Origin of the sequence: Hahella ganghwensis DSM 17046 (genome assembly GCF_000376785.1) — a bacterium.
Classification (GTDB): Bacteria; Pseudomonadota; Gammaproteobacteria; order Pseudomonadales; family Oleiphilaceae; genus Hahella; species Hahella ganghwensis.
In genome coordinates this window covers 1-20,907 of record NZ_AQXX01000061.1, presented here as the reverse complement: position 1 = coordinate 20,907, position 20,907 = coordinate 1, and the positions used below count along the sequence as shown (strand labels likewise).

Annotated in this window: 26 protein-coding genes and 1 pseudogene; 15 read left to right on the top strand and 12 right to left on the bottom strand. The window is 46.7% G+C overall.

All coding sequences use genetic code 11. From position 1 onward, the window contains the following. A partial coding sequence (locus tag F566_RS0102505; RefSeq protein WP_020405098.1) for an IS5/IS1182 family transposase occupies positions 1 to 215 on the bottom strand: 215 nt, incomplete at its 3' end. An 82-nt stretch (positions 216 to 297) separates the two neighbouring features. On the opposite strand from F566_RS0102505, the gene F566_RS0102500 reads away from it, so the two are divergent. Continuing rightward, positions 298 to 666, top strand: coding sequence for a hypothetical protein (locus F566_RS0102500; RefSeq protein WP_020405400.1), 369 nt, complete (start codon positions 298 to 300; stop codon positions 664 to 666). Positions 667 to 912: 246 nt separating this feature from the next. On the opposite strand, the pseudogene F566_RS37525 reads toward F566_RS0102500, so the two are convergent. Beyond that, positions 913 to 1,062: pseudogene (locus F566_RS37525) on the bottom strand (helix-turn-helix domain-containing protein); the annotation flags it as partial. A gap of 107 nt (positions 1,063 to 1,169) precedes the next feature. On the opposite strand from F566_RS37525, the gene F566_RS0102495 reads away from it, so the two are divergent. Beyond that, complete coding sequence (locus tag F566_RS0102495) at positions 1,170 to 1,589, top strand: helix-turn-helix domain-containing protein (RefSeq protein WP_020405399.1); 420 nt, start codon at positions 1,170 to 1,172, stop codon at positions 1,587 to 1,589. A gap of 71 nt (positions 1,590 to 1,660) precedes the next feature. After that, positions 1,661 to 2,080, top strand: coding sequence for a VOC family protein (locus tag F566_RS0102490; RefSeq protein WP_020405398.1), 420 nt, complete (start codon positions 1,661 to 1,663; stop codon positions 2,078 to 2,080). Positions 2,081 to 2,332: 252 nt separating this feature from the next. On the opposite strand, the gene F566_RS38120 is transcribed toward F566_RS0102490, so the two are convergent. Both F566_RS38120 and F566_RS34720 read right to left on the bottom strand, forming a co-directional pair. After that, positions 2,333 to 2,476, bottom strand: a complete 144-nt coding sequence (locus tag F566_RS38120) for a transporter substrate-binding domain-containing protein (RefSeq protein WP_425402004.1) — start codon at positions 2,474 to 2,476, stop codon at positions 2,333 to 2,335. Continuing rightward, the gene (locus tag F566_RS34720; protein ID WP_020405397.1) at positions 2,418 to 3,131 is read right to left on the bottom strand and encodes a transporter substrate-binding domain-containing protein; all 714 of its coding nucleotides are present in this window, start codon (positions 3,129 to 3,131) and stop codon (positions 2,418 to 2,420) included. Before F566_RS34720 ends, F566_RS38120 begins: the two co-directional genes overlap by 59 nt. 280 nt (positions 3,132 to 3,411) lie before the next feature. Between F566_RS34720 and F566_RS0102480 the strand changes: the two genes are divergently transcribed. After that, on the top strand, positions 3,412 to 3,813 hold the full coding sequence (locus tag F566_RS0102480; RefSeq protein ID WP_020405396.1) for a hypothetical protein: 402 nt from the start codon (positions 3,412 to 3,414) through the stop codon (positions 3,811 to 3,813). An 18-nt stretch (positions 3,814 to 3,831) separates the two neighbouring features. Next, complete coding sequence (locus tag F566_RS0102475; RefSeq protein WP_020405395.1) at positions 3,832 to 4,167, top strand: hypothetical protein; 336 nt, start codon at positions 3,832 to 3,834, stop codon at positions 4,165 to 4,167. A gap of 25 nt (positions 4,168 to 4,192) precedes the next feature. On the opposite strand, the gene F566_RS0102470 is transcribed toward F566_RS0102475, so the two are convergent. Continuing rightward, the gene (locus F566_RS0102470; RefSeq protein WP_051085249.1) at positions 4,193 to 4,825 is read right to left on the bottom strand and encodes an START domain-containing protein; all 633 of its coding nucleotides are present in this window, start codon (positions 4,823 to 4,825) and stop codon (positions 4,193 to 4,195) included. A gap of 336 nt (positions 4,826 to 5,161) precedes the next feature. Between F566_RS0102470 and F566_RS0102465 the strand changes: the two genes are divergently transcribed. Beyond that, entirely contained in the window at positions 5,162 to 5,617 is a 456-nt protein-coding gene (locus F566_RS0102465) for a hypothetical protein (protein ID WP_020405393.1), read from the top strand. Between the two features lie 37 nt (positions 5,618 to 5,654). Here the strand turns inward: F566_RS0102465 and F566_RS0102460 are convergent, their stop codons facing one another. From F566_RS0102460 to F566_RS0102450, 3 genes are read right to left on the bottom strand one after another with little or no spacing between them, the layout of a single operon-like run. Then, a complete protein-coding gene (locus F566_RS0102460; protein ID WP_020405392.1) occupies positions 5,655 to 6,419 on the bottom strand; it encodes a sensor histidine kinase in 765 nt (254 codons plus the stop codon). Beyond that, complete coding sequence (locus F566_RS0102455) at positions 6,400 to 7,092, bottom strand: sensor histidine kinase N-terminal domain-containing protein (RefSeq protein ID WP_020405391.1); 693 nt, start codon at positions 7,090 to 7,092, stop codon at positions 6,400 to 6,402. Before F566_RS0102455 ends, F566_RS0102460 begins: the two co-directional genes overlap by 20 nt. After that, the gene (locus F566_RS0102450) at positions 7,089 to 7,760 is read right to left on the bottom strand and encodes a response regulator transcription factor (protein ID WP_020405390.1); all 672 of its coding nucleotides are present in this window, start codon (positions 7,758 to 7,760) and stop codon (positions 7,089 to 7,091) included. The genes F566_RS0102455 and F566_RS0102450 overlap by 4 nt, the downstream gene beginning before the upstream one ends. 365 nt (positions 7,761 to 8,125) lie before the next feature. Between F566_RS0102450 and F566_RS0102445 the strand changes: the two genes are divergently transcribed. The 4 genes from F566_RS0102445 to F566_RS0102430 all read left to right on the top strand — a co-directional run bounded on the left by F566_RS0102445 (position 8,126) and on the right by F566_RS0102430 (position 9,864). Beyond that, positions 8,126 to 8,701, top strand: a complete 576-nt coding sequence (locus tag F566_RS0102445; RefSeq protein WP_020405389.1) for a hypothetical protein — start codon at positions 8,126 to 8,128, stop codon at positions 8,699 to 8,701. Between the two features lie 82 nt (positions 8,702 to 8,783). Then, positions 8,784 to 9,095, top strand: a complete 312-nt coding sequence (locus F566_RS0102440; protein WP_169334429.1) for a hypothetical protein — start codon at positions 8,784 to 8,786, stop codon at positions 9,093 to 9,095. Further along, on the top strand, positions 9,088 to 9,480 hold the full coding sequence (locus F566_RS31680; protein ID WP_020405387.1) for a hypothetical protein: 393 nt from the start codon (positions 9,088 to 9,090) through the stop codon (positions 9,478 to 9,480). The genes F566_RS0102440 and F566_RS31680 overlap by 8 nt, the downstream gene beginning before the upstream one ends. A 27-nt stretch (positions 9,481 to 9,507) precedes the next feature. After that, entirely contained in the window at positions 9,508 to 9,864 is a 357-nt protein-coding gene (locus F566_RS0102430; protein ID WP_020405386.1) for a hypothetical protein, read from the top strand. A gap of 403 nt (positions 9,865 to 10,267) precedes the next feature. On the opposite strand, the gene F566_RS0102420 is transcribed toward F566_RS0102430, so the two are convergent. Further along, positions 10,268 to 11,227: an MBL fold metallo-hydrolase gene (locus F566_RS0102420; RefSeq protein ID WP_020405384.1), complete on the bottom strand. Its 960-nt coding sequence runs from the start codon at positions 11,225 to 11,227 to the stop codon at positions 10,268 to 10,270. Positions 11,228 to 11,331: 104 nt separating this feature from the next. Here F566_RS0102420 and F566_RS0102415 point away from each other — a divergent pair, with 104 nt between their 5' ends. The 3 genes from F566_RS0102415 to F566_RS31675 all read left to right on the top strand — a co-directional run bounded on the left by F566_RS0102415 (position 11,332) and on the right by F566_RS31675 (position 14,474). Further along, positions 11,332 to 12,153 carry a LysR family transcriptional regulator gene (locus F566_RS0102415; protein WP_020405383.1) on the top strand — a complete coding sequence of 274 codons (822 nt, stop codon included), beginning with the start codon at positions 11,332 to 11,334 and terminating at the stop codon, positions 12,151 to 12,153. A gap of 85 nt (positions 12,154 to 12,238) precedes the next feature. Continuing rightward, positions 12,239 to 14,008 (top strand): alkaline phosphatase family protein, encoded by a 1,770-nt coding sequence (locus F566_RS0102410; RefSeq protein WP_020405382.1) that lies wholly within the window; start codon positions 12,239 to 12,241, stop codon positions 14,006 to 14,008. Positions 14,009 to 14,081: 73 nt separating this feature from the next. Beyond that, complete coding sequence (locus tag F566_RS31675; RefSeq protein ID WP_157496584.1) at positions 14,082 to 14,474, top strand: DUF6559 family protein; 393 nt, start codon at positions 14,082 to 14,084, stop codon at positions 14,472 to 14,474. Between the two features lie 81 nt (positions 14,475 to 14,555). Here F566_RS31675 and F566_RS35130 read toward each other — a convergent pair whose 3' ends face one another. After that, positions 14,556 to 15,929: an endo alpha-1,4 polygalactosaminidase gene (locus F566_RS35130; RefSeq protein WP_020405380.1), complete on the bottom strand. Its 1,374-nt coding sequence runs from the start codon at positions 15,927 to 15,929 to the stop codon at positions 14,556 to 14,558. A 602-nt stretch (positions 15,930 to 16,531) separates the two neighbouring features. On the opposite strand from F566_RS35130, the gene F566_RS0102395 reads away from it, so the two are divergent. Both F566_RS0102395 and F566_RS0102385 read left to right on the top strand, forming a co-directional pair. Next, a complete protein-coding gene (locus tag F566_RS0102395; RefSeq protein ID WP_020405379.1) occupies positions 16,532 to 17,965 on the top strand; it encodes a hypothetical protein in 1,434 nt (477 codons plus the stop codon). Between the two features lie 470 nt (positions 17,966 to 18,435). Beyond that, a complete protein-coding gene (locus tag F566_RS0102385; protein WP_020405377.1) occupies positions 18,436 to 19,866 on the top strand; it encodes a hypothetical protein in 1,431 nt (476 codons plus the stop codon). A 186-nt stretch (positions 19,867 to 20,052) separates the two neighbouring features. Here F566_RS0102385 and F566_RS0102380 read toward each other — a convergent pair whose 3' ends face one another. Together F566_RS0102380 and F566_RS36705 are read right to left on the bottom strand one after the other, a co-directional pair. Next, complete coding sequence (locus F566_RS0102380; protein WP_020405376.1) at positions 20,053 to 20,625, bottom strand: TetR/AcrR family transcriptional regulator; 573 nt, start codon at positions 20,623 to 20,625, stop codon at positions 20,053 to 20,055. A gap of 144 nt (positions 20,626 to 20,769) precedes the next feature. Then, positions 20,770 to 20,907 (bottom strand): transposase (locus F566_RS36705; RefSeq protein WP_020405375.1); only part of this gene is annotated, 138 nt, incomplete at its 5' end.

Genomic DNA, 20,907 nt, shown 5'->3' with positions numbered 1-20,907 from the left:
CTGAGGTTATAAAATAGCTGCATGCAGTGGACACGAAGCATGGTGGATAACGGATACGGAGGGCGGCCGTTCTCGCCCTTGGGGTAATAGCGGGCGATCTTCTTTTCCATGCGTTTCCATGGGATCAGCTTATCCATTCGCTCCAGAAAGATTTCCCGGCGGGTCTTACGCTTCTTATTCTGGTATTCAGCTTCGGAGAAAGTCATCTGATCCATGGATAGTATTCCTGATGAGTGAAGTTGGCCGTATTATGACTGATTTGGGGAGTTATTCAGAGCCTCCCTAGATGGAGAATGTTTGGTATCCTACAAGCGCGTTTCTGCCCAAAATGGGCAGTTTCCAACTCTCGATAGCTATTTTGATTATCTTTATATGTTGAAAAATGGGAAGCCGGTTTCTGGACCTGAAAACTTCAACAGTATAAAGGAGTTTTACAATCATCTAGACAAGCAAGTGGATGATAATACGATGAGAAATAAGATCGAGGAAATGAAATCTAACAAAGTGTTGATTTCTCTGGCGCCAAGTGCCTGTCAGGATGAAGCAAAGAGCAAAGGTTTCCATGTGGTCACGTTCACAAGGAATACTAATACTGTAAAATTTTCCCCGAGCTGGGAGAAATACCAATTTGATGGCACTAGGTTTATTTCAGAGTGTCAGGTATAAAACTGGCTATAACAAATTACTGTACCGGACTTCGCTAACGCTAGTCGGTGAGTAAAGCGTCAAGCGCTAGGAGGTGGATTCAACCAATAACTGCAACACTCACCCAATCCTGCCACATTGGTTTCTGTCCCAACAAAACTTCTGCTGGTGTTCTGTAGTTTAAACTTTTTCGTGGTCGATGATTAAGTCGATTTGCCACTCTCTGTACCTCCTGATCTGCCATATGTCTAAAGTCCGTTTTCTTCGTGAAATACCCTGACATCGTCGTAATTCGTGGCATACAGTAGAGCGGTGTACACCAATATTTCGTGCAATCTTGGCTTGTGAAAGATGTTGTTTTCTCAGGGCATAAATCTGATATCGTTGTTCTCGATTCAGCTGCGTGAAAGAAGGCATGACGGCTTACTCTTGGTCGGGTAGAAGTCTGCATCTTAGCGCAGCTGACTCCTAGACGGTTTATACAAGAGTGTTGCAGTAACAAAGTGAATCCAGAAGTGTATTTTATGGCTACTAACTACAATTTTAAAAGATTAAATGCTGGCAGGGATTATATTGCTAATAATTATCAAGCACCGCTCAGCTTATCTGGTATAGCAAAGTGCTCATATATGTCACCTTATCATTTTTTGCGTGTTTTCAAGGATACTTATGGAGAAACGCCTAACGAATTCTTGATTCGTCTTAGAATCGAACAAGCTAAGAAAATGCTGATTACGGAAAACTTTAGTGTCTCAGAAATTTGCGAGAAAGTGGGCTACACAAGTCTTGGTAGCTTTTCTTCATTGTTTTTAAAACAAGTTGGTGTGGCACCTACTTTATATCGTCGTAAGCTTTGGGCTTTGTCTACTGAAGCGTACCGTTTTCCCTCGCAGGCTATACCGGCATGTTATGCGTACAATTTTGTAGGAAAATTGGCTAATTGAGCAATATTGGAGAAATATCATTTAGATTATTTCTATAAAATAGAGATGAATTAACAATAGGGAATATATAGATGATCACATCCATAGCGCATACAACAATATACGTACTTAATCAGGACGAAGCTCTTGATTTTTACAAAAACAAGCTCGGTTTCGAGGTCGGTGATGACATGAAAGTAGAAGGAGGTTTCCGATGGCTAACTGTATTTCCGAAATCTAATTCACAATTTCAGTTGGTATTGGCAGAGCCAAAAGAGGGACCGATGTTCACCAAAGACTCCGCCGATAAAATACGAAGTTTAATCGAAGAAGGCGCATTTGGAGCCGGCGTTTTCGAAACTGAGAATTGCCAAGAAACGTACGAAGAGCTTGTGGCTAAAGGAGTGGAGTTTATCCAACCACCCACCGATCAGCTTTATGGCGTCGAAGCTATGGGCATAGACAACTCTGGTAACTGGTTTAGTTTGGTTCAACGGAAAAATAAAATTTAACAAGTAAAGCCAGCAGGACGGCGCTAGCGGCGCCTCTGCGCTGAAAACGTGGATTCAACCAATAATTGCAACATTCACCCTATCCACCCATATCGGTTACTGTTCAAAAATCTCATTAGATACCCACATTGGTGACCTGCGTGGACGTTATATGGACACTTCCTCAGGACTTGAGTTTTGAGAGCCGAGGCTTTTTATTGAAAATAAACATAAAAAACTAACTCGACTCTTTTTTGTTTATTTCAAATGGTTTCAGTCTCCGTAGATATCGAAATCAAAATATCTGCCGGCAATTTTGTCGTAAGTGCCGTCAGCTCGGATGGCGGCAATGGCCTGATTAAAATCTTCGGCAAGTTTGGTATCTTTTTTTACGAAGTGCCAGCGCAGTCCCTTCACCAATATATTTGGGGTCTTTGACGGCTTCGCCGAAGAATGTAAATTCCTTGCCTGAGTCTTTATCCAAAAACGCCAGGGCTAACTGGTCTGAGTTCCCGAATACGACATCAAGACGGCCGCTGGAAGCATCCAGATAAACTTCCTCCTGGCCGTTGTAACGCTTGATTTCAGCCACATCACCAAACATATCCGTCACATAATGATCATGGATCGTGCCTCTCTGCACCCCGATGGTTTTACCTTTCAGTCCCGCTTTGCTGATATCGATCTGGTCCGCAGCTCTGGCGGCAAAGCGTGCCGGAGTCTGATAGTACTTGTGAGTGAAGAGAACCTTCTGCTTGCGATCTTCGGTGATTCGCATAGACGCCATGATGGCATCTGCTTTATTGGAAAGTAACGCTGGAATCAGGCCACTCCAGTCCTGCATTACCCATTCGCATTTTACTTGCATCTCCTGGCATAAAGCGTCAGCGATTTCGATGTCAAAACCCACAGGTTTACCGTCAGGATCCCGGTAGTTGAAGGGAGGGTAGGTGAAATCTGATGCCAGGCGAACCACTTGCTTTTCCTCTGCCTGCACGTAGCCTGTCATGGACGCGAAAGCCAGAAATCCAGTGACCATTAGTCGCATCATGCGGGTTTCCATTTTACTCATCGTTAATCTCCTATTTTTCCTTTGTTGTATGGTATTGCTCAGTGGCAGCCGCTCACCCGGCTGCGGTGACCGATTCGTGATTGCTGAAGTCAGTCGTTATGTACAGCACTGGTTATTATCGTCGTGCACTGGTGACAATACAGAGAATGAAGCAATACTCAAACAGATTTTTATGCTGTCATTTATTTGATAAAAGGGAGATTATTCTGCCATGCTGGCTAGTTGATAATTTCTACTGGCATCGTGGCCAACGAACATTGCTAATTACCAAAGGTCAGATATGTCTTCCAATTACTTATTACTCTGTATTGATTGCAACGAAGGTCTTGATTTAGGAAAAACATTTAAAATCAGGCTCAGTACCGACGATAGAGAGAGCTATGGATTTGACGCAATTGGTGGCCTTGGCATAAATCGCGAGTTGGGAGATAAAGCCGTTTACGTTGAAGAAACTATTGAATTTCTGCAGTTTTTTCTGATGAAACACAGGCTTCACGAAATTAGGGTCTTGCCTGATACGGTTAAGAAATATGAGACCCAAAACTCTTCTGGAATACCCGATCCTTACCCGGATTATGAAAAATATGGTGAGTACATGAAGGCACCAATAGTAAAGCCAGATCCGGATAAAGAAGCGGATATTTTAGATAAGGCTCTTATTGAAAAATTAAAAAACTTGTAGACCCTGAGAGCTAATAGAATGATTTTTGAGGCATGCTTTGAAGGCATAGAAATTGAAACCGACGATAAAGCTATCATTGATTGCAGTATTCAAGCTTTCTCAATTGATGTTGATGAGGAGGAATACTTGGATTGCCTTAAAAGCTTGTCCAAGGGCGAAAGTATTGGCTATGAAGTCGCGTATATTTACCTGGAAAGTGATATGGAGGAAGATGATCTCCCTCAGTTTGAGGGGGTGTGTTTTGGATACCAAGACGAATATGCCGTCGTGAGTGTCGAAGATGCGAATAAGATACTGAAGTGTTCACTGAAAGTCTTGGGTATCGATTTTGACTGGGAAGGGATTAAGTATTGACTGCAAGTCTGAGTGATTCCCGGACTCACTCAAACCCAACAATCTCATTCTGCTCGTTATAGACAAACTTTGCCGTGCGATACTCGGGGCGGTTGGCCACTTGTTCCAAGCGGGTGAGGGAATAGTAGGGAATATCTAACAACAGCATATTGACCAGCCATCCGGGGATAAAGCCTCCCGGTTCAGTATGCTGTACCCAGGTGATGGCGGTGTGTTCGTCATCCAAGGGGTTCAGGGTGTAGCGGATATCCATATTCTTTAGGCGAGTATTGCGGGTTTCCGGTACCAGGCCTTCGACGGCCTGAAGTGAAATTTCCACAATGCCGGTGTCTGGGTCATCATTGGCCTGGACTTTAATGACGTAATCCCGGTCATTGGCTGGCCACGGCAGATTGTTCACGGCATATTGATAGAATTCCCTGAATCCACCGCCCTCAAGGGTTTGGGCATGTGCACAGCCTTCCACCCATTCCACGCAGGTTTCCGCTTCCTGCATAACTTTCAGAATACTACTCATCGATGCAGACATGACGGCCTTGCCCATAAAGGCTTTGACACTGGAGCCGGTGACCTGTTTGAAATAGACCTGAATACCGTCCTGATCTTTCTGCAGCGACCAGGAAGGGTCATGAGGATCAAGGTTGCTTTCCGCATGCATAAGAGATGAACCTCCAATGACTGTAACGGCCAGCAAAGTCGTGACAAGGCGCTTGAGACATCTCGACGAAAGAGCTTGTATAAATCTTGACGAAGCCATATCCGTTGTTTTTTTATTGTCCGGATTAATATTTCCGAAGGTTGTTTGCCCGCATTGCAACGGGCTCGCTCCCTCTTTTGCCAGGGTCTGCCACATGACGAAGTGCTGACAAACCGCCTCTGAAAACTAACGCTGGGACTCTATCAGAGTTATAAGTGATATTTGGTGGTATAGTACGCATTTCCAGCACATGGAACTGGAAATAAAAAGGATCGAGAACAAGTTAAAGGAGACGCTATGGAGCAACGAAACGGATTTTTAATTTTAGCAGGGTGGCTAAGTTTTCTCGCCGCGGCGCTTCATGTGGCCGTGATATTCGGAGGTGCCGACTGGTACCGGTTTTTTGGCGCCGGAGAGGAATTGGCGCAATTATCAGAACAGGGAAGTCTGTATCCAGTCATTGTGACGCTTGCCATTACGGCCATTTTGGCCGGTTGGGGGTTATACGCCTGGTCAGGGGCAGGATTGCTTTTCCGCCTACCATTACTTCGTATCTGCCTTGTCTTGATCACCGCTGTGTATTGCATACGTGGTACTTATGGATTCTTTGTCCCAGTGCTGTCGGAACATTCCTATGTCACAGAATTAGGGGCTGGATTCTGGATCTGGAGTTCGCTGATTTGCCTGACATTTGGGGTGATTCACATGATTGGTGTCAGGCAGAGCTGGGACTATCTCGGAAATAAAGGGTAGTGTTAGCAGGAGGCTTGAAGCTGTCCATTCTGAACAGTCAGGCCTCCAACTTCGCTGTAAGAGTAAACTCAATAATGTCGGCAGCCGGTTTGCTGACCCCCAGTTCATACCCCAATAGCTGGCTCGCTTCTCGGGTGATGGCCAGTCCCAGCCCAAAATGATGCTGGGTCCCATACACATTCTCCTTGCGCCAGAATGGCTCGAACAGGTAATCAAGCTCCTGTTCCAAGATTTGCGGACAAATATTGCGGACTTTCAGTGCAAGGCTATCCTGCCGTGGACCGGACACTACAAGCTGAATCAATACCTCGGTATCCGAAGGTGCGTAGCTGAATGCGTTGTTGATCAGATTGCTGATCACGCATTTCAACAACGAGGTATCTGCATAGATAAATTGGGATTCCGGTAGCTGAAGGTTAACTGCCACTGAGCGCTCTTCTGCAATGGGTTGGCTGAGAAGGGCTTCATCGCGGATGAGTTCGCATAGGTTTGCCGTCTCTTTTTTGATGGAATACTCATCACGCTGCTGGCGGGTGAGCAGCGAGAGAGAGCGAACCAGTTCCGCCATTTTCTCTGCAATTGTATTGGCTTGCTGTACAGCCGTTAGCAGGCGTTGCGGATTTTCTCGGGCGCGTAATGCCACATCAGTGGCCAGTTGGAGTTCGCTGATGGGGGTGCGTAATTCATGGGCAGCGCTTGAGGTAAAGCGCCTTTCACGCATGAAGTGTTGTTCAAGCCGGTCAAGTAGCTCGTTGATTTTCTCGGCTGTGGGAAGCAGTTCCTCAGGCCAATCGGTGTTCAAGCGCTCCTGCTGGTGTGTGCTCTGAATGGATTCCACCTGTGAGGTTAGTCGCTGCAGTGGCCTGAGGCCCTGACGGGTGCTGTACCATACCCCAGCGAAGATCAGCATAGGCAATGAAAGCAGTAAACCGGTAAACCAGAGTGGTGAGATCCTGATCAAGCGGTTTTCTGTCGCGGGCGACCAGCACTTCCACTTTGGTGTCTTTAATGGATTGAGCCACTTCCAGGCCGGGTGATATATCGTCCCAGCCCCATTGCGGGTAAACCGTTTGAATCATCGCCCGAATATCCCGACCGTTGGCCAGGGTACTATCAAAGATTTCCGGCTCGCCATCACGGTTTCGGACAGGGCGGTTAATTTGAAAGTCCTGTTCCTGCAACAAGAGAGATCGATCCAGTGTTTCAGTTCCGTCCGCTGTCCAGACCTGGAAAATTTTGTTACCGTTTACGGCATAGCTGGTCAGTACTTCGCTATCCAGATCCACCCAGAGATCGCCATCCGGCCAGATCTTGGTCATGCCGACCACGTTCTGAAAATCTGCCAATAACTCCTGGTCAAACTGACTGATCAGGTAATGTCTTGCCGTCAGATAGCTGCCGATGCAAAGCAGAAGCAGAAAGATCATCACAACAGAAAACGTCATGACGACAATATGGTGTCGGATAGATCTCACGATTCACTCATCTGGTAGCCGAACCCTCTGCAGGTCTTGATCAGCGATGGCTGACCGGGTTGGTCAATTTGTTTGCGCAGGGTGGAGATGGCTGAATTCACCACGTTGCTCATAGGGTCAATATATTCGTCATAGATATGGTCTTCCAATTCGGAACGGGAGACCACTCGATCCCGATGCAGCATCAGATATTCAAGCAGTGCGTACTCACGGGGTGGCAGATTAAGACTGATGCCGTTAGATAACACCGTCTTGGTATTGGTTTCAAGTGTGAGATGCCTCAGGCTGATACGATGTTGCTTGAGTCCAAATCTGCGCCTGAACAACGTTTCAATTCTGGCCTGCAGTTCGGAAAAGTGGAAGGGTTTGGTGAGGTAATCATTTGCTCCCTGAGTCAGACCCTGAACTCTGTCCTCCACCGCATCCCTGGCGGTCAGCATCAGAATCAGGATATCGTTATTGGAAGCTCTGAGCTGGTTCAGGATCTGAAATCCGTCCACCCGGGGCAGCATCACATCCAGCAGAATCAGATCGTATGGATAGTCCAGGGCTCGCTGAAGGCCTTCCAAACCATCCGCAACGCTGTCAACTTTATGACCGACATCGGTTAACCCTGTTTCCAGACTTTGTCTCAATATGTCAGCATCTTCGATCAGCAGAATATGCATGAAATATACCTCCGATCCTTCATGCTATCCCAGGTTGTCACGTTTCCCAAGCGGGCATATGGTCTAACCCGGATTCCCCATTTATTCCTGACTGGTACGCTTGGGAACTGCCTGTTGGTCGTCGTTATCGCTAAAGTTTCTTTAAGTCGATAAAGTATTGCTTCTGTATGCCCAATTAATCAATGATGGCGCGTTTTGTTGGGGTGAGCGCTTGTCACCAAGATTCTCGCTTACCACCATGTTTATCTCGTATACCTCGCGGCAGCTTGCGGCTCCCTATCGTCTGAAAACGCAGTTGACTGCTGTAAAATAGAATATTGCGGAGCGTCATAACATGTTGATGAAAACTGAATATGGAGATTTGAATGAATAAGCCCACATGGGTAACGGTAATAGGTATTTTGATGATTATCTTTGGTGGGTTGGGGATTCTCGGTGCCGCCCAGGAGATCGCGATGCCAGTTATGATGGATATGCACAAAGAGATGATGACGGCGTTCGGTCAGGGTGAGGATGGTGCAGGTGTACCAAAAATCAGTTGGGAAATAGAGCAGGATGGCGAAAAGCAGACGTTGGATATGTCCCAGTTCTATGATGCCATGCAGGAACAGCTGCAGTTTCCGGATTGGTATAAATCCTGGGGAATGCTGATGGGGCTGGTGTCGATGGCGATAGGGGCCTTATATCTTCTGTCGGGCATCTTCCTGTTAATGACAAAATCATTTGCAGTAAACACAATCTATCTGGCGCTTGGGTTATCGATCCTCTGGGCTATTATCCAGGGAGTTTTGTTCCTGGGAACTGACAGCGGCCTTTTATTGGCCCAGGTACCAGCGTTTTTGGCGAGTATCGTCATCGATATCATACTTCTGATTGTCGTATTGACCGGGAGTAAAGATGTTTTCAAAGCTGAAAAAGTGGATAAATCGCTGGAGACTTAATCCTCCGTCTTTTATGAATGGAGTGATGGCTCACGTCAGGTACGCTGGCAATCAGGATGCAGAATGGAGGAACTCGGATTATATGAAGCTTATTTTGAAGAGCTCGAAGATTCAGTTTCTATGCAAAGAGGATTTGGCAAAAGCGATTCCTGAGGAATGTTCAGGCCAACCGCTCAACTATGGACAAGGAGAAGGGCAGGTCGAAATCAACGACACCCTTTGGGGATTTTATGTCAATGAGATGGGGGATTATTACATGGCGCTGGAAGAAGGTGCGATCGGGTGGATAGAATTTCAATCACTTGTCCAAAGAATTCTGGAGACCTTGAGTGTACGCTTTTCGACGTCAATTGAATTAATTGCCAAAGGAGCATTTACGGAGAGCAATGATTAGTCAGTTTGAACGTTGGGTGGTCGCTTTTTTTGCGGTATTCGGGGCGTTTGTGTTCTGTGGTGTGGGTGGTTTCCTGATTGCCAGTCTGTTCGGGGTCTGGGGGCTTCCTGTCGCGGGATTTTTTGCCGCGTTTTCCGTGGTTGTTTTGACCTATATTTCAGCGCCAAAATATCAGTTGCCTTTGGTTTCAATTGTCTTTCTGGTCGGCTGTGTCTTGGCCTGGATCATACTGAAAGATGGGCATTACCCCGAATCCTATTCAGAGAAGGCTTATCAGCAGACCTATTTGCCATTTCTGGCGACTATTTTGGGGGGAATGATCAGTGTTGCATTCGCTTTCTTCCTTCACAAAGGGCCTACAACGATGATGAAAGAAGAAGGTTAGAAAAGTCGCAGACGGCAAAATCCAAATATGAAAAGTCTGGTTAATGCATACAATTACACGCGAATGGCTCTGACAATTATGGGCCCGTTGTTTGTGCTTCTCGGGGTTATAACAATCTTGTATCCGGAATCAGTCACGACCCATGTTGACCGCAGGGAAGTGGAAGGATGGGAAGAGATGAAGCAAGGCTTGTTTTGCGTGGCGGTTGGATTAGTGATGATCTTCGTGCGTTTCTTCTTCCTGAAATATCGAAAAAATCCTGATTTCAGTAGTGACATCCCTCTGCCGACTGATGTCACTTTTGAGAAAACGGACGATGTGGTGGAGAATATCAGGCGCTATAAGGCCGCCCAACGAAAAGCCGTGGAAGAAAAAAGGCGTTGAAGATCATGAGAGTCACTTTGCCGCAGTCAGGCATAGTCGGTTTTATAGCGGTACTGCTTTTATCGTTAATCAATACTGCAATCCTTATCATTCCGGCATTTGTAATGCCGGCAGACCTGGGACATAAATACTTGGAGATTCTGTTTATGCCTTTGACGGCATTGGGGACAGATACAGAATTCATGAGGAAATTAACGATATGGTTATTCGGCCGTATGACACCCAACTATGCTCCAGCACAAATCCTCCTGTATTTTGCATTCTGGTGGCCGACGATCTTTGTGGTCTTTTGGATATCCAGGGAGTTTGTCAGGCGAGATAGGGGCACCTGACAAACTCCTAAAACCGGGTTTTTCTGTTCAGCCTTTCCTTGGGTCAATGTCTTCTGATTATTGTCTACTGACTAACGATAGCTGATCCAGGAACCAGCGGCGAGAACGTCTACGTTAAGCTCCTTTTCTTGAGCTTTTTTAACCAACTCGCTGACGGGCTCCAAATACAGTTCATAGGTGCTGTGATGAATTGGGAGTGTGTATCTCGGCTGCAGGCGTTGAATAGCCTCGATTACCTCGTCAGCACCCATCGATATTTGCCCGAGGGGACCAGTGGTACCGACCCGGCCCAGGTGAGGCACAAAAATATCGGGTTTGCTCTTGGTCATCAGGCTCTCCAGCACGGAGGCAGTGAGAAATGAATCCCCCGTCCAATAAGCTGTCTTGTGCCAGCCGTTATGTTCAAACTCGAACCAATAACCGTTTCCATGGCCAAGAATCGACTTGAACTGCGGATTTTCTGTGTGAAAAGCAGGCACCGCCTCAATGGTGACAGAAAAATCGCCTTTCCGGATATGCCATTGTTTTCCCCAGGCCAGAGATTGATGGTTGGTAAAACCCAAGCCCCGTATCAATTGGGTATCAGATTCATGTGTGATCATGGTCAATGATTTGGGAAGCTCTTTTCTTGCCGTTTGGTCAAAATGATCTTCATGAGTATGACTGATGAGAGCCGCATCAAGCTGTTGCAAATTGACAGGGGGGAGCGGGGTTAGTCGACGGTGCGTTTTCACGTTGGGGCCTGTTGCCAGATCAAAGTTTTCATTGGGATCGGCCATGATATATGCCTCTTCGCCTTCTCCCAGCATGGGGTCAGTGAGGAGATAAATATCACCAAACTCTATCAGCATGGTGGGGCCGCCAAGCCATTGGATGTTGATTTCCTGACTATTCGCATAGGCGGTGAGGGTGGCGGATAAAGTGATGATGATCGCGGATAACACTTTATGTAGGTTCGTTGTTTTAGATGGGGATATTGTTTTAGATAGCTTCATTGTATTAGACAGCTTCATTGTATTAGACAGCTTCATTGCTTTGCTCTCCTGTTAAGTTGCCGGAGAGTTTAGGGCTCAGTATTATGTCTAACAATTATCCACACTAAGACATCATGTCAAAATAAATTAGACAAATATCCATGCTGAAGAATCAGGAAACTTTTATTCTGGTGGCGGAATTGTTGAACTTTTCGGCGGCAGCTCGCCAGCTGAATCTGCCCAGGGGAACGGTCAGTGCCAGAATTCAGGGGCTGGAAAAGCAACTGGGTGTGCGGTTACTGCATCGCAATAATCGTAGGGTCTCGTTGACCAATGAAGGTCAAATCTATCTGACAGCCTGCAAAGAGGCTCTGGCAATTCTGGAACACTCTGAGCGATCTCTGTCGCAGAATTCCGATTTATCTGGACGCATCCGACTTGGTATGCCTGCCACGGCGTCCGATCAATCACTTTTCAGCGATCTGCTGAGTTTTCAAAACGAATACTCCAATCTGAAAATTGAAATCGTGATGACTGATGATATTCAGGATTTGGTTGAGCATCGGATTGATCTCGCCTTGAGGGGAAAAAAGGTCAGAAACAGTGAATTGATTGCACGACCCATGCCCAGTGTATCAATGAGCCTGGTTTCTACACCGGAGTGGTATGCGGCCGTGGAACATTCCTCAGTTCCTGAAAGCTGGTGCATTCATGATCCGTTGGCGATGTTGCCTTTTGAGGCTGAAAAGCCAGACATTACTGCCTCCAGCATTGATGCGACAATACAGCTGTGTTTACTGGGAAGTGGGGCAGCGTTAGTGCCAACAACGACCTGCGCTCAATTGATCAATGCAGGCCGGTTGATCTCTTTGGTGCCCTCTGCCGAATTGCCTGAGCTGGCTCTTTATCTGGTCTATTCAAGCCGTAAAATGATGCCCGAACGTGTGCGTGTGCTGAGAGACTACCTGCTCAGAACGGTTTAAACATTTCGCCGGGTAACTCCGCTGTCATTAATTTCGTCTATTCTCCTAAGGCTGGTATATACCAGATTTTAAACTAGGAGACATTATGCTTAACTGGAAGAGTTTTACCGCAGGCGTTGGCCTGCTGGCAGTAACGTCTTTGGCTGTGGCGGATAATAAGGTTCTCTTGATCGGAATTGACGGTCTTCAACTGGAACAGATTCAAAGGCTGGATACACCCAATTTTGATCGTCTCAACATAACAAAGGCCTACACCGGCGGGGTTCAGGGAGCCTCCTCGGAACAGCCTACTGTAAGCGGACCAGGGTGGGCGACCATTCTGACTGGGGTGTGGATGTCCAAGCATCAGGTGACATCCAATGATGCGGGGCTGGCAAATTCGGAGTTTCCAGGACTCTTTAAAAGAGTGAAAGAAGCCAAGCCGGATTCCTATGTGGCAAGCCTTGCGAACTGGGGACCAATAAATACTAGTTTCTTTGCCGATGAAGTGGCCAACATCGATGAAGTGGCGAGCGGCCTCAATGATCAGCAAGTAGTTGATCGGGCTCTGGATACTTTAACCCACACTCCCGCAGACTTTGTATTCCTGCATTTGGATGATCCCGATCATGCCGGACATTCGAGTTGTTTTGGCAGTGCTTATGATCAGTCTGTTTATGATTCGGATCGGCGATTGGGGCAGCTTCTGGATCAGGTTGAGAGCCTGCAGAGACTGACCTCTGATGATTGGCTGGTGCTGGTCACGACAGACCATGGTCGTACGCCGGTGATTGGCTGTCATCATGGAAACCAGACAGAACCTGAGAAGACGATCTTCATCGCTTCCAATCAATCCATGAATCCTGAGTTCTGGCAGCGGGTGGCGGATATTCCCAATACGGCGTTTAACGGACTCTATGGTTATCCCTCACAGGCTTCGATTGCGCCGACAGTGTTGAGACACCTTGGTATTCCAATACAAGCTTCCTGGAAACTGGATGGCCTGCCACTGGTTGGAGAGCTGGGTGTACAAAAACTGATGGAAGACGGGTCTGTGGCTGAGAGTTTTACCTGGTACACCATCCAGCAGGAGCCTGTGAATATTTATCGAAATGGTGATTTGGTCGATCAGGTCTACTCGATGGATCGTGGATGGACAGATCTGCATACAGACGGGCCAGGTATCGTGGATTATGTGGTGGAAATGAACGGTACGCCGCTGGCCCTGCGCGTGAATCAGTTTAATGTGGATGCGGCCATCAGTAAGGATGCGTTCAAAGCCTATTTCTTCCGTAACGATCAGCAGTATGTACGTTATAACAAGGTGCTTGATAAGTCGGACGACGATTATCCCAGGGAGACCAACAATCAGACCTGGCCCGGGATGGAGCCCTATCGGGATCTGATAACAGCGAGCTTTCGGAAAGATGCGGGGACCAGCTATTATTTTCTCACGACTGGTGAGTACATCAACTATGACAATATTGGCGATAAGGTGAGAAGCGGGTATCCCAAACCAATTAATAATGCGACCTGGCCCGGACTTGAGCCCTATAAAAACCAGATTGAGGCGGCCCTTCGCTGGCATAATCAGAAAGTGTATTTCTTTCTGAACAATGGCGATTATATCCGCTATGACATTGATCGGGATGCCGTGGACAGTGGATATCCCAAGCCCATCAATGACAGTACCTGGCCGGGCATGGGAGACTATGCCAGAGATATCACCGCCGCAGTCAAATGGAATGACAGCCGGGGCTATATATTTCTGACCGGTCAGCGCTATCTTCGCTACAGCATCAGTGATGACCGGGTTGATGATGGTTATCCGAAAGCCGTCAACAACGGAACCTGGCCAGGGTTGTTGAATCCGTAACTGGCCGGTGTTTTAGGAGACCCTGTATTACTTCGAAACCGATTAATTTTCTGGTTATGCAGCGGTCTTCTATATGTTTACACTGAGGGCTGGCTTAAATTATTGGCAAGCAACAATGTTTTTTAAAAAAAGAGCAATCAAACGTTATATGAGCGTCTTACCCGCTAAGTTGGCGAAAGATTATGGCGGGGGAAGTTATTATACAATTGGGCAAATTTTAACGGCTATTGATGCCTGTGGTTTATCAAAAAAATACCGTCAGTATGCTGTTGCGATGTTTATTGACCCGGAAGATCTGAAGCAGACTTTCGAGATGAGCTTTTCAGCATATGAGGGAATGGAGGTCCGACGAGAAATCGCGGATATGTTTTTCGACGGAGAGGTTGAGTTTGTGCTCAGGAACGGTCGAAGTTCTCAAAATGGCAATCCTGGAACAGACCCATTCCCCGGCGGGACTAATGACTAAGTAGTGCTACTAGTGAAATAGGGGCCGGCCTGAAGTTAAGGTACGGCCCCTGATTCGTCAGGTGATAAGCGCTAAAAGAATCTAGTAATCCTCACACCCCTGACGCCAGGCGTATAGATCCAGTTTTTTCTTCATCCATTGAAGATTGAGTTGTTTGGCCCGGGCGCAGAAGTTTGCCGGATCTCCCTGATACTCGACACCGAAGACAGCCTTGTCTGCGTTGGTGAATACAGAATAGGCTTCGCATTCATTGTACTGGAAGCATTGCTCGTTCAAGGCCCAGTCAAAGTGATCGACGAGTTCTGTCAGTTGCTCAATATCGTTTTTCAGACCAATCGACAGACCTCTTTCATGGGCTTGTCTGGCGAGCCATTTGTTGTAAGCCAACTGATCGTCTCCGGTAAGCGCGGGGTTCAGCCTGACTTCGCTGCTGTTGGTCCAGGCGTCCATATTATCCGGTTCCACCGCATCACAGCCTTTTTCAACGGCGAGATCCAGGCGGGAGGTCATGATCGGTTCCAGGAGATCAATACGACGGATATCCAGCCAGCGCTCGTCCCATTCAGCCATGTTTCCGGCAAAAGGAGGTTCTGAACCGTTGTAGGAGTCACTGGTGATAAAGTCAAAATGCTCACGCCATTCTGAACGCCAGCCCTCATATGTACCTGCACTGAAGTAGCAGATGACCGTCCGGCCTTCAGATTTCAGTTGGGCGATTTCCTGAACGCTGACATTAAAAAGATCGACGTCATATACGTGGACGTCATAGTTGTGATCGATATTACCCTGGAGCTGCCATTGCCAGGTCAGGTTGTCCCCTGGGGTGGGTTGCCACCAGTAGGGATTGGGTCCTGGATCATCCGGATCTGTGCCGCCGTCGCCGGGATCTGTTCCTCCATCGTCGCCATGGAGCGCCACTTCCAGCGCCATATAGTCGAGGTTACTGATATCCACGCTGTTGTTGGACTGGTAGCGAACTCTGATTTGTCCAAGGTGATTGACGAAATCTGCTGCATCGCCGGAGACCTCCAGCCAGAAATTGTGCCATTCCCATTCGTTAATGTCAGAGTTGTCGCCCAGTACGATCCAGCGATTGTTTTCATAATCTCTGATTTTGAACAGCCAGCGCTGGTTATTTCGGCTTTCGCCCATGAAGTTGCTTTCGACGACAAGCGAGGCCAGATCTTCCGGCTCAAGTCCTGCCGGTAGTTCGAAGATGAAATCCCCTTTGAATCTGTCGGAGTCCGGAGAGAACTCGATATATTCGTCCCAGTTATCCTCTGAGCCGGATTGGGACATATCCCCCAGTACTTCTATTGGCTGGCTGCTGATATAGCCTTCTCTGACGACGATGTTGTCAACTTCCAGTGTGAGTGCCTGTGAAGTTGCTGATAGTGGAAGCAGGGCGGTGAATACGAGTGCCAGGCTATGCCGGGCTGATTTGTTTTTATGCATATTGGAATTTCCTTATACATTATTGAAAGTCCCAGATTACCCATGCAATTGTTATGAGAAGGTTATGGCAACAGGATAGACATCGATGTGTTACTTGATGACTAAATCGAAGCCGAGCACTTGTAGCTTATATATGACTGAATAAGCAGGGTTACGGCTCGAAAAAGCCACTGACGGGTTTGGTTAGAAAGCTGGTCCATTCCAAATGTGCGTCATACGTTATATGTCGAGGAATCTTGGCGTAGTGAAAGAACACAAAGGCGAAATATCAAGATACTACAATGTGCTGAACAGCGGGTATCGAGCCTGATCGCAGATCGATACTCCAATCACTAAGTAGCCTCCGCGTTGCATACATCCGTAGGAATAGTGCGCTATCAAGTGCCAATCACATTACAGAAACTGGATGTCAAGGACAAAACGCGCACTGTGCTCAAAGCAATAGCGTAGGGAATCATTTAATTAATTGACGGCCGTGAGGATTCCTCGTTAAATACCCCCCTCTCTAAGAGAAGATAGATCTTATCGTTTCTCGATAGATGTACTTTCATATCCAATTAGTCAATTCCTAATTTTGATGACACAGAGCATGGAGCAGTCGAATGGAATATCGATGTAAAACAATGGGGTATTTGTTTGTCGCGGCGGCATTGGCAGGCTGCGGAGGCGGTGGTGGAGAGGACAGTTGGTCTGGTGGCAGAGTGGAAAACCTGACACTTGAAGCTTCAAACGCTTATCCAGGGAACTATATTCTTAATAAGGGCAAAGTTGCTGAAATAAGAAAGATTATGCCGCTTAATGATGGCGGTAGCATGATTGTCGGTCATTATGAGCGCAAACCATCCAGTATGGATGCCAGGAGCTTTTTGGTCAGGTTGGATGAGAATCAAAAAATAGTCAGCACAAATTACCATTCGAATGGTTACATGGATAGCTGTATCCATCCTTCCGGGGAAATCAGCCTTGCTGAGCTGAATAAAGACGGCGATCGTTATGGAGTCACTCTGAAACGCTATTCCGGTGAAGGCGGGTTATTATACAAAACATCACTCAGGGACGATTTTTCTGAGAATCGTTACCAGGTCATGAACAGAAAACTATGGGAGCAGAGTGGCTATCTGATCAATGAGTTTTCAGACCGTCCGGGAGATGCTGATTATGAAGTTCGTTATTCCAGTTCTGTTCACGCCTTTTCAAACGCAAGATATAACATTGTGAAATTGACCTGTAATGAAGAGCGTCTGGTTGTTTACCTGAATCACGAAGGCCCAAAAATTACGGTTTATGACAGTCATTTGCAAAAGGAGTGGACAGCACCTCTGACGATTTATGAAGTGGATAATTCCCTCGTACTGGACCGCACTTTTGCTGAGGTGGCTGTTGATGACGCGGGGAATATCTATGGCATCTCAGAGATTCACCAGGGTTCGATCCCTAACTACAATCATCGCTTTAAAACCAAACTGCCTTATGATATCGATGCTGCCTACAATAAGGACCTTATTGTGAGGAAGTTTTCCCGGAACGGGGAGTTGCTGGAAGAAAAGGTTGTTGGTACTCAGGAAATGGATTTGATTAGTGATGCCGTTGTACATAACGGGATGCTTTATGCGTTGGCAAACAGCCGTATCAAAAAATCTGATATGGATAATGAAACCAAGGAATGGGATATCGGATTGTTTGCCATCAACCCGGTCAGCCTGGAATATACGCATGAGTGGCTGGATCTGAACCAGCAGGACTGGGCTACCGGGATGACGGTGGACGGTAATGATTTGTACCTGTTTGGCGTAACAGGTTACCAGCAAAAAGATACCAACAGCATCGTGTCCAATGGGCATGGATTCTATAAGCGTCTGCCTGATGGTGTGGTTCAAGATGACGACTATGTCAAAATCGCGGGCAGAAGGCATGGGATTATTCATGATATGTCCGTCTTCCAGGGGATGATCAATGCTGTCGGCGTAACAGATGCACCCATTACCCATACCAAAGACCGGAACTCCTCAGGTCTCTTTTACAGATCTGCTAATTAAACGATCACACCTGAATCGTTGAAGCTGGTTGGCGGCTTGCTCAATTATTAGCCTTTGTTATGATCGTTGCTATCAACAGGCTGATTATTGAGCGGGAACGCCAGGCCAAAGTGATTTTTACCCACAATCTGGAACGTTATCTGGATTGTCCGCCCTTAATCAATTCTGTGACTTGGAAAACTGGCTAAACTGTTGAACGGCCCTTTCCATCGTCTGACGTAAGATAGTGAAGTCAGGTATCCAAGCATGTAATTGATATACAGCATCCCTTACTCTTATAGGACAATCGGGGCCAGTAATAGAACCCAGCTCAAGGCAATAGAACAGGTCATCATCATAATTGACGGCCGTGTCAATTTTTCGTTAAATAGCTGGCCTTCAATTAAGGCAATTCTTACCGCTTCAAAAAAAACGCACTTTCTTAACTCAATATTTATAACTTATACAGTACGAAGTCATGGAGTGATCGAATGGAGTATCAATGTAAATTTATAGGGGTTCTGTTTCTGGCTGCAGCACTGGCAGGCTGCGGTGGTGGAGGAGGCGATGAGAACGGTCAATCCGGCGGTAGAGTGGAAAATCTGACACTTAAAGCCTCAGATGCGAATCCGGGAAGCTACATACTCAATGATCGTAAGATAACTCAAATCCGCAAGTTGATACCACTAAACGACGGCGGTAGTTACATTTTTGGACATTCAGAGAGCAAGCTACGTAGCGGGAATCCGAGAAGTTTTATGATCCGCCTGGATGAACATCAAAATATCTTGAATACGCGTTACCAGAAAGATGGATATATGGATGCCTGTATTCATCCATCCGGAGAAATCAGTCTGGCTGAATTGACGAAGGTTGAGGAAGGATTATTTGGTGTCACTTTGAAGCGCTATACCAATGAAGGCGTACTGGTCCACAAAACGGTGCTAAAAGACGAATTTGCCGAGCACGAGTACAAATTTATGACCAGGACAATCTGGGAGCAGAAGGGGTACCAGATTGATAACTTCTCGGAACGGGATCCTGATCCCAATCATGAAGTTCGTTATTCCAGTGGGGTTCATGCTTCTTCTTATGTGAGATATCAGACTGTAAAACTGACTTGCGACAAAGAGCGCCTGATTGCTTTTCTCAATCATGATGGACCGAAGGTCACTGTTTATGACAGCCGGTTACAGAAAGAGTGGAGCGAGCCACTGACGATTTACGAAGCTGAAAACAGTTTGTTTCGTGACAGGCCCTATTCAGTGGTAACGGTTGATGATGCGGGTAATATCTACGGTATCTCCGAAATCCAGCAGGGTTCGATTCCTAACTATAATCATCGCTTCCACACTAAACTGGACTTTGATATTGACGATCCTAATAAGTTAGACCTCATCTTGAGGAAGTTTTCCAGAAACGGAAAGCTCCTTGAGGAAAAAATACTCGGGTCGGAAGAAGATGACCGTATTATGGATGCTGTTGTACTAAATGGGGTGCTTTATGCTGTTGCGAACAGTGAACTTAAGAAATCCGATGTGGTCAGAGAGTGGGATATCGGGCTATTTAGCATCGACCCGATCAGCCTGGATTTTGAACACCAATTTTTGGATCTGAATCAGGAGGACTGGGTTACAGGAATGACGGTGGACGGCGATGATCTCTATCTGTTTGGCGTAACGGGCTATCAACAGGCTAATACAGAAAGCATAGTGTCTGGCGGACATGGGTTTTACAAACGCCTGCCTGATGGTGTGGCACGAGATAATGACTATGTCAAAATCGCGGGCAAACGGCATGGGACTATTCATGATATGACTGTCTTCCAGGGGGAGATCAAAGCTGTTGGAGTGACCGATGCCCCAGTGACCCATACCCAAGACAAGCATTCTTCTGGGCTGTTTTATCGCTCGGGTATTTAAGCGTTTGTTTTCAGACAACAGTTAACAATTGTGTCAGGCCTTGGCGGGTTGCTCAATTAATAGTCAGTGTGATAAGTGTTGCTATCATTCGACTAAATATTGGTGGACCGCCTTGGCCGAAGTGATTCATACCCTCAATTCAGGGTTTTGTCAGGCTTGGACCCCTCCAACCTATTGAGAGTGTTACTAGATAAATCGAATATTCTTATTGAATAAGCTGCTGTAGAGACTCCGGGATGCTGACTTGAAGTAGTCCAGATTTTCCAGCGCTCTCGAACCAATCATAGCTCCCTGTAGCGTCGACAGAATCAGGGATGCCATCTGCGTTGCGGCAGCCGAAGTATGTTTCTTGTTCAGATGACGGGCGGAAACCCTGCCCAGCCAGCCCAGGTTTAACTCGAAAAATGCTCTAACTTCCTCGCGCAGTTCCTCAGTTAGGGTTTCCCGTTCAACACTCAAAACCGTGCAAAGGCACATTTTGTCTGAATGTATCATGCTCTGGTAATACAGCAGGATATAGTCCCTGATCAATTCATCCGGTTGTCCTACTTCCGGGTTACCCAGGGTTTCTGTAAAAAAATCGATATATCGTCGTGCCACTCCCACACCAAGGTCTGATTTGGTTGGAAAGTGGTAATGTACGCTGGCACTTTTTATCCCGACTTCCCGGGCTATATCGCGAAAACTGAAAGAGCTATAACCTCCTGTCCTTATATAGTCTTCAGCAAGATCTTTGATTTGTTCAACCGTGTCGTTCATCTGGAATCACTAAGGAGAGTCTGAATAACCCCAAGGTTCTGAGGTAATTCAAACTCTCGACGATATATGGCCGAATATTCAGAGTGTTTTTCCGGCCATTTTGGATCTTCCCCCCCTGTGGGGCGTCATCTGGGCTCACTGCCCCTATACCTGCAGCTCTTTCCTTGCCATCAGCAGATTGCTGAAGGCCGCCAACAGATAGAGCCGGCTCTTGTTCTTGGCCAAGCCTCGATAGCGGACTTTGTCGTAACCAAACACCTGCTTGATGTATCTGAACGGGTG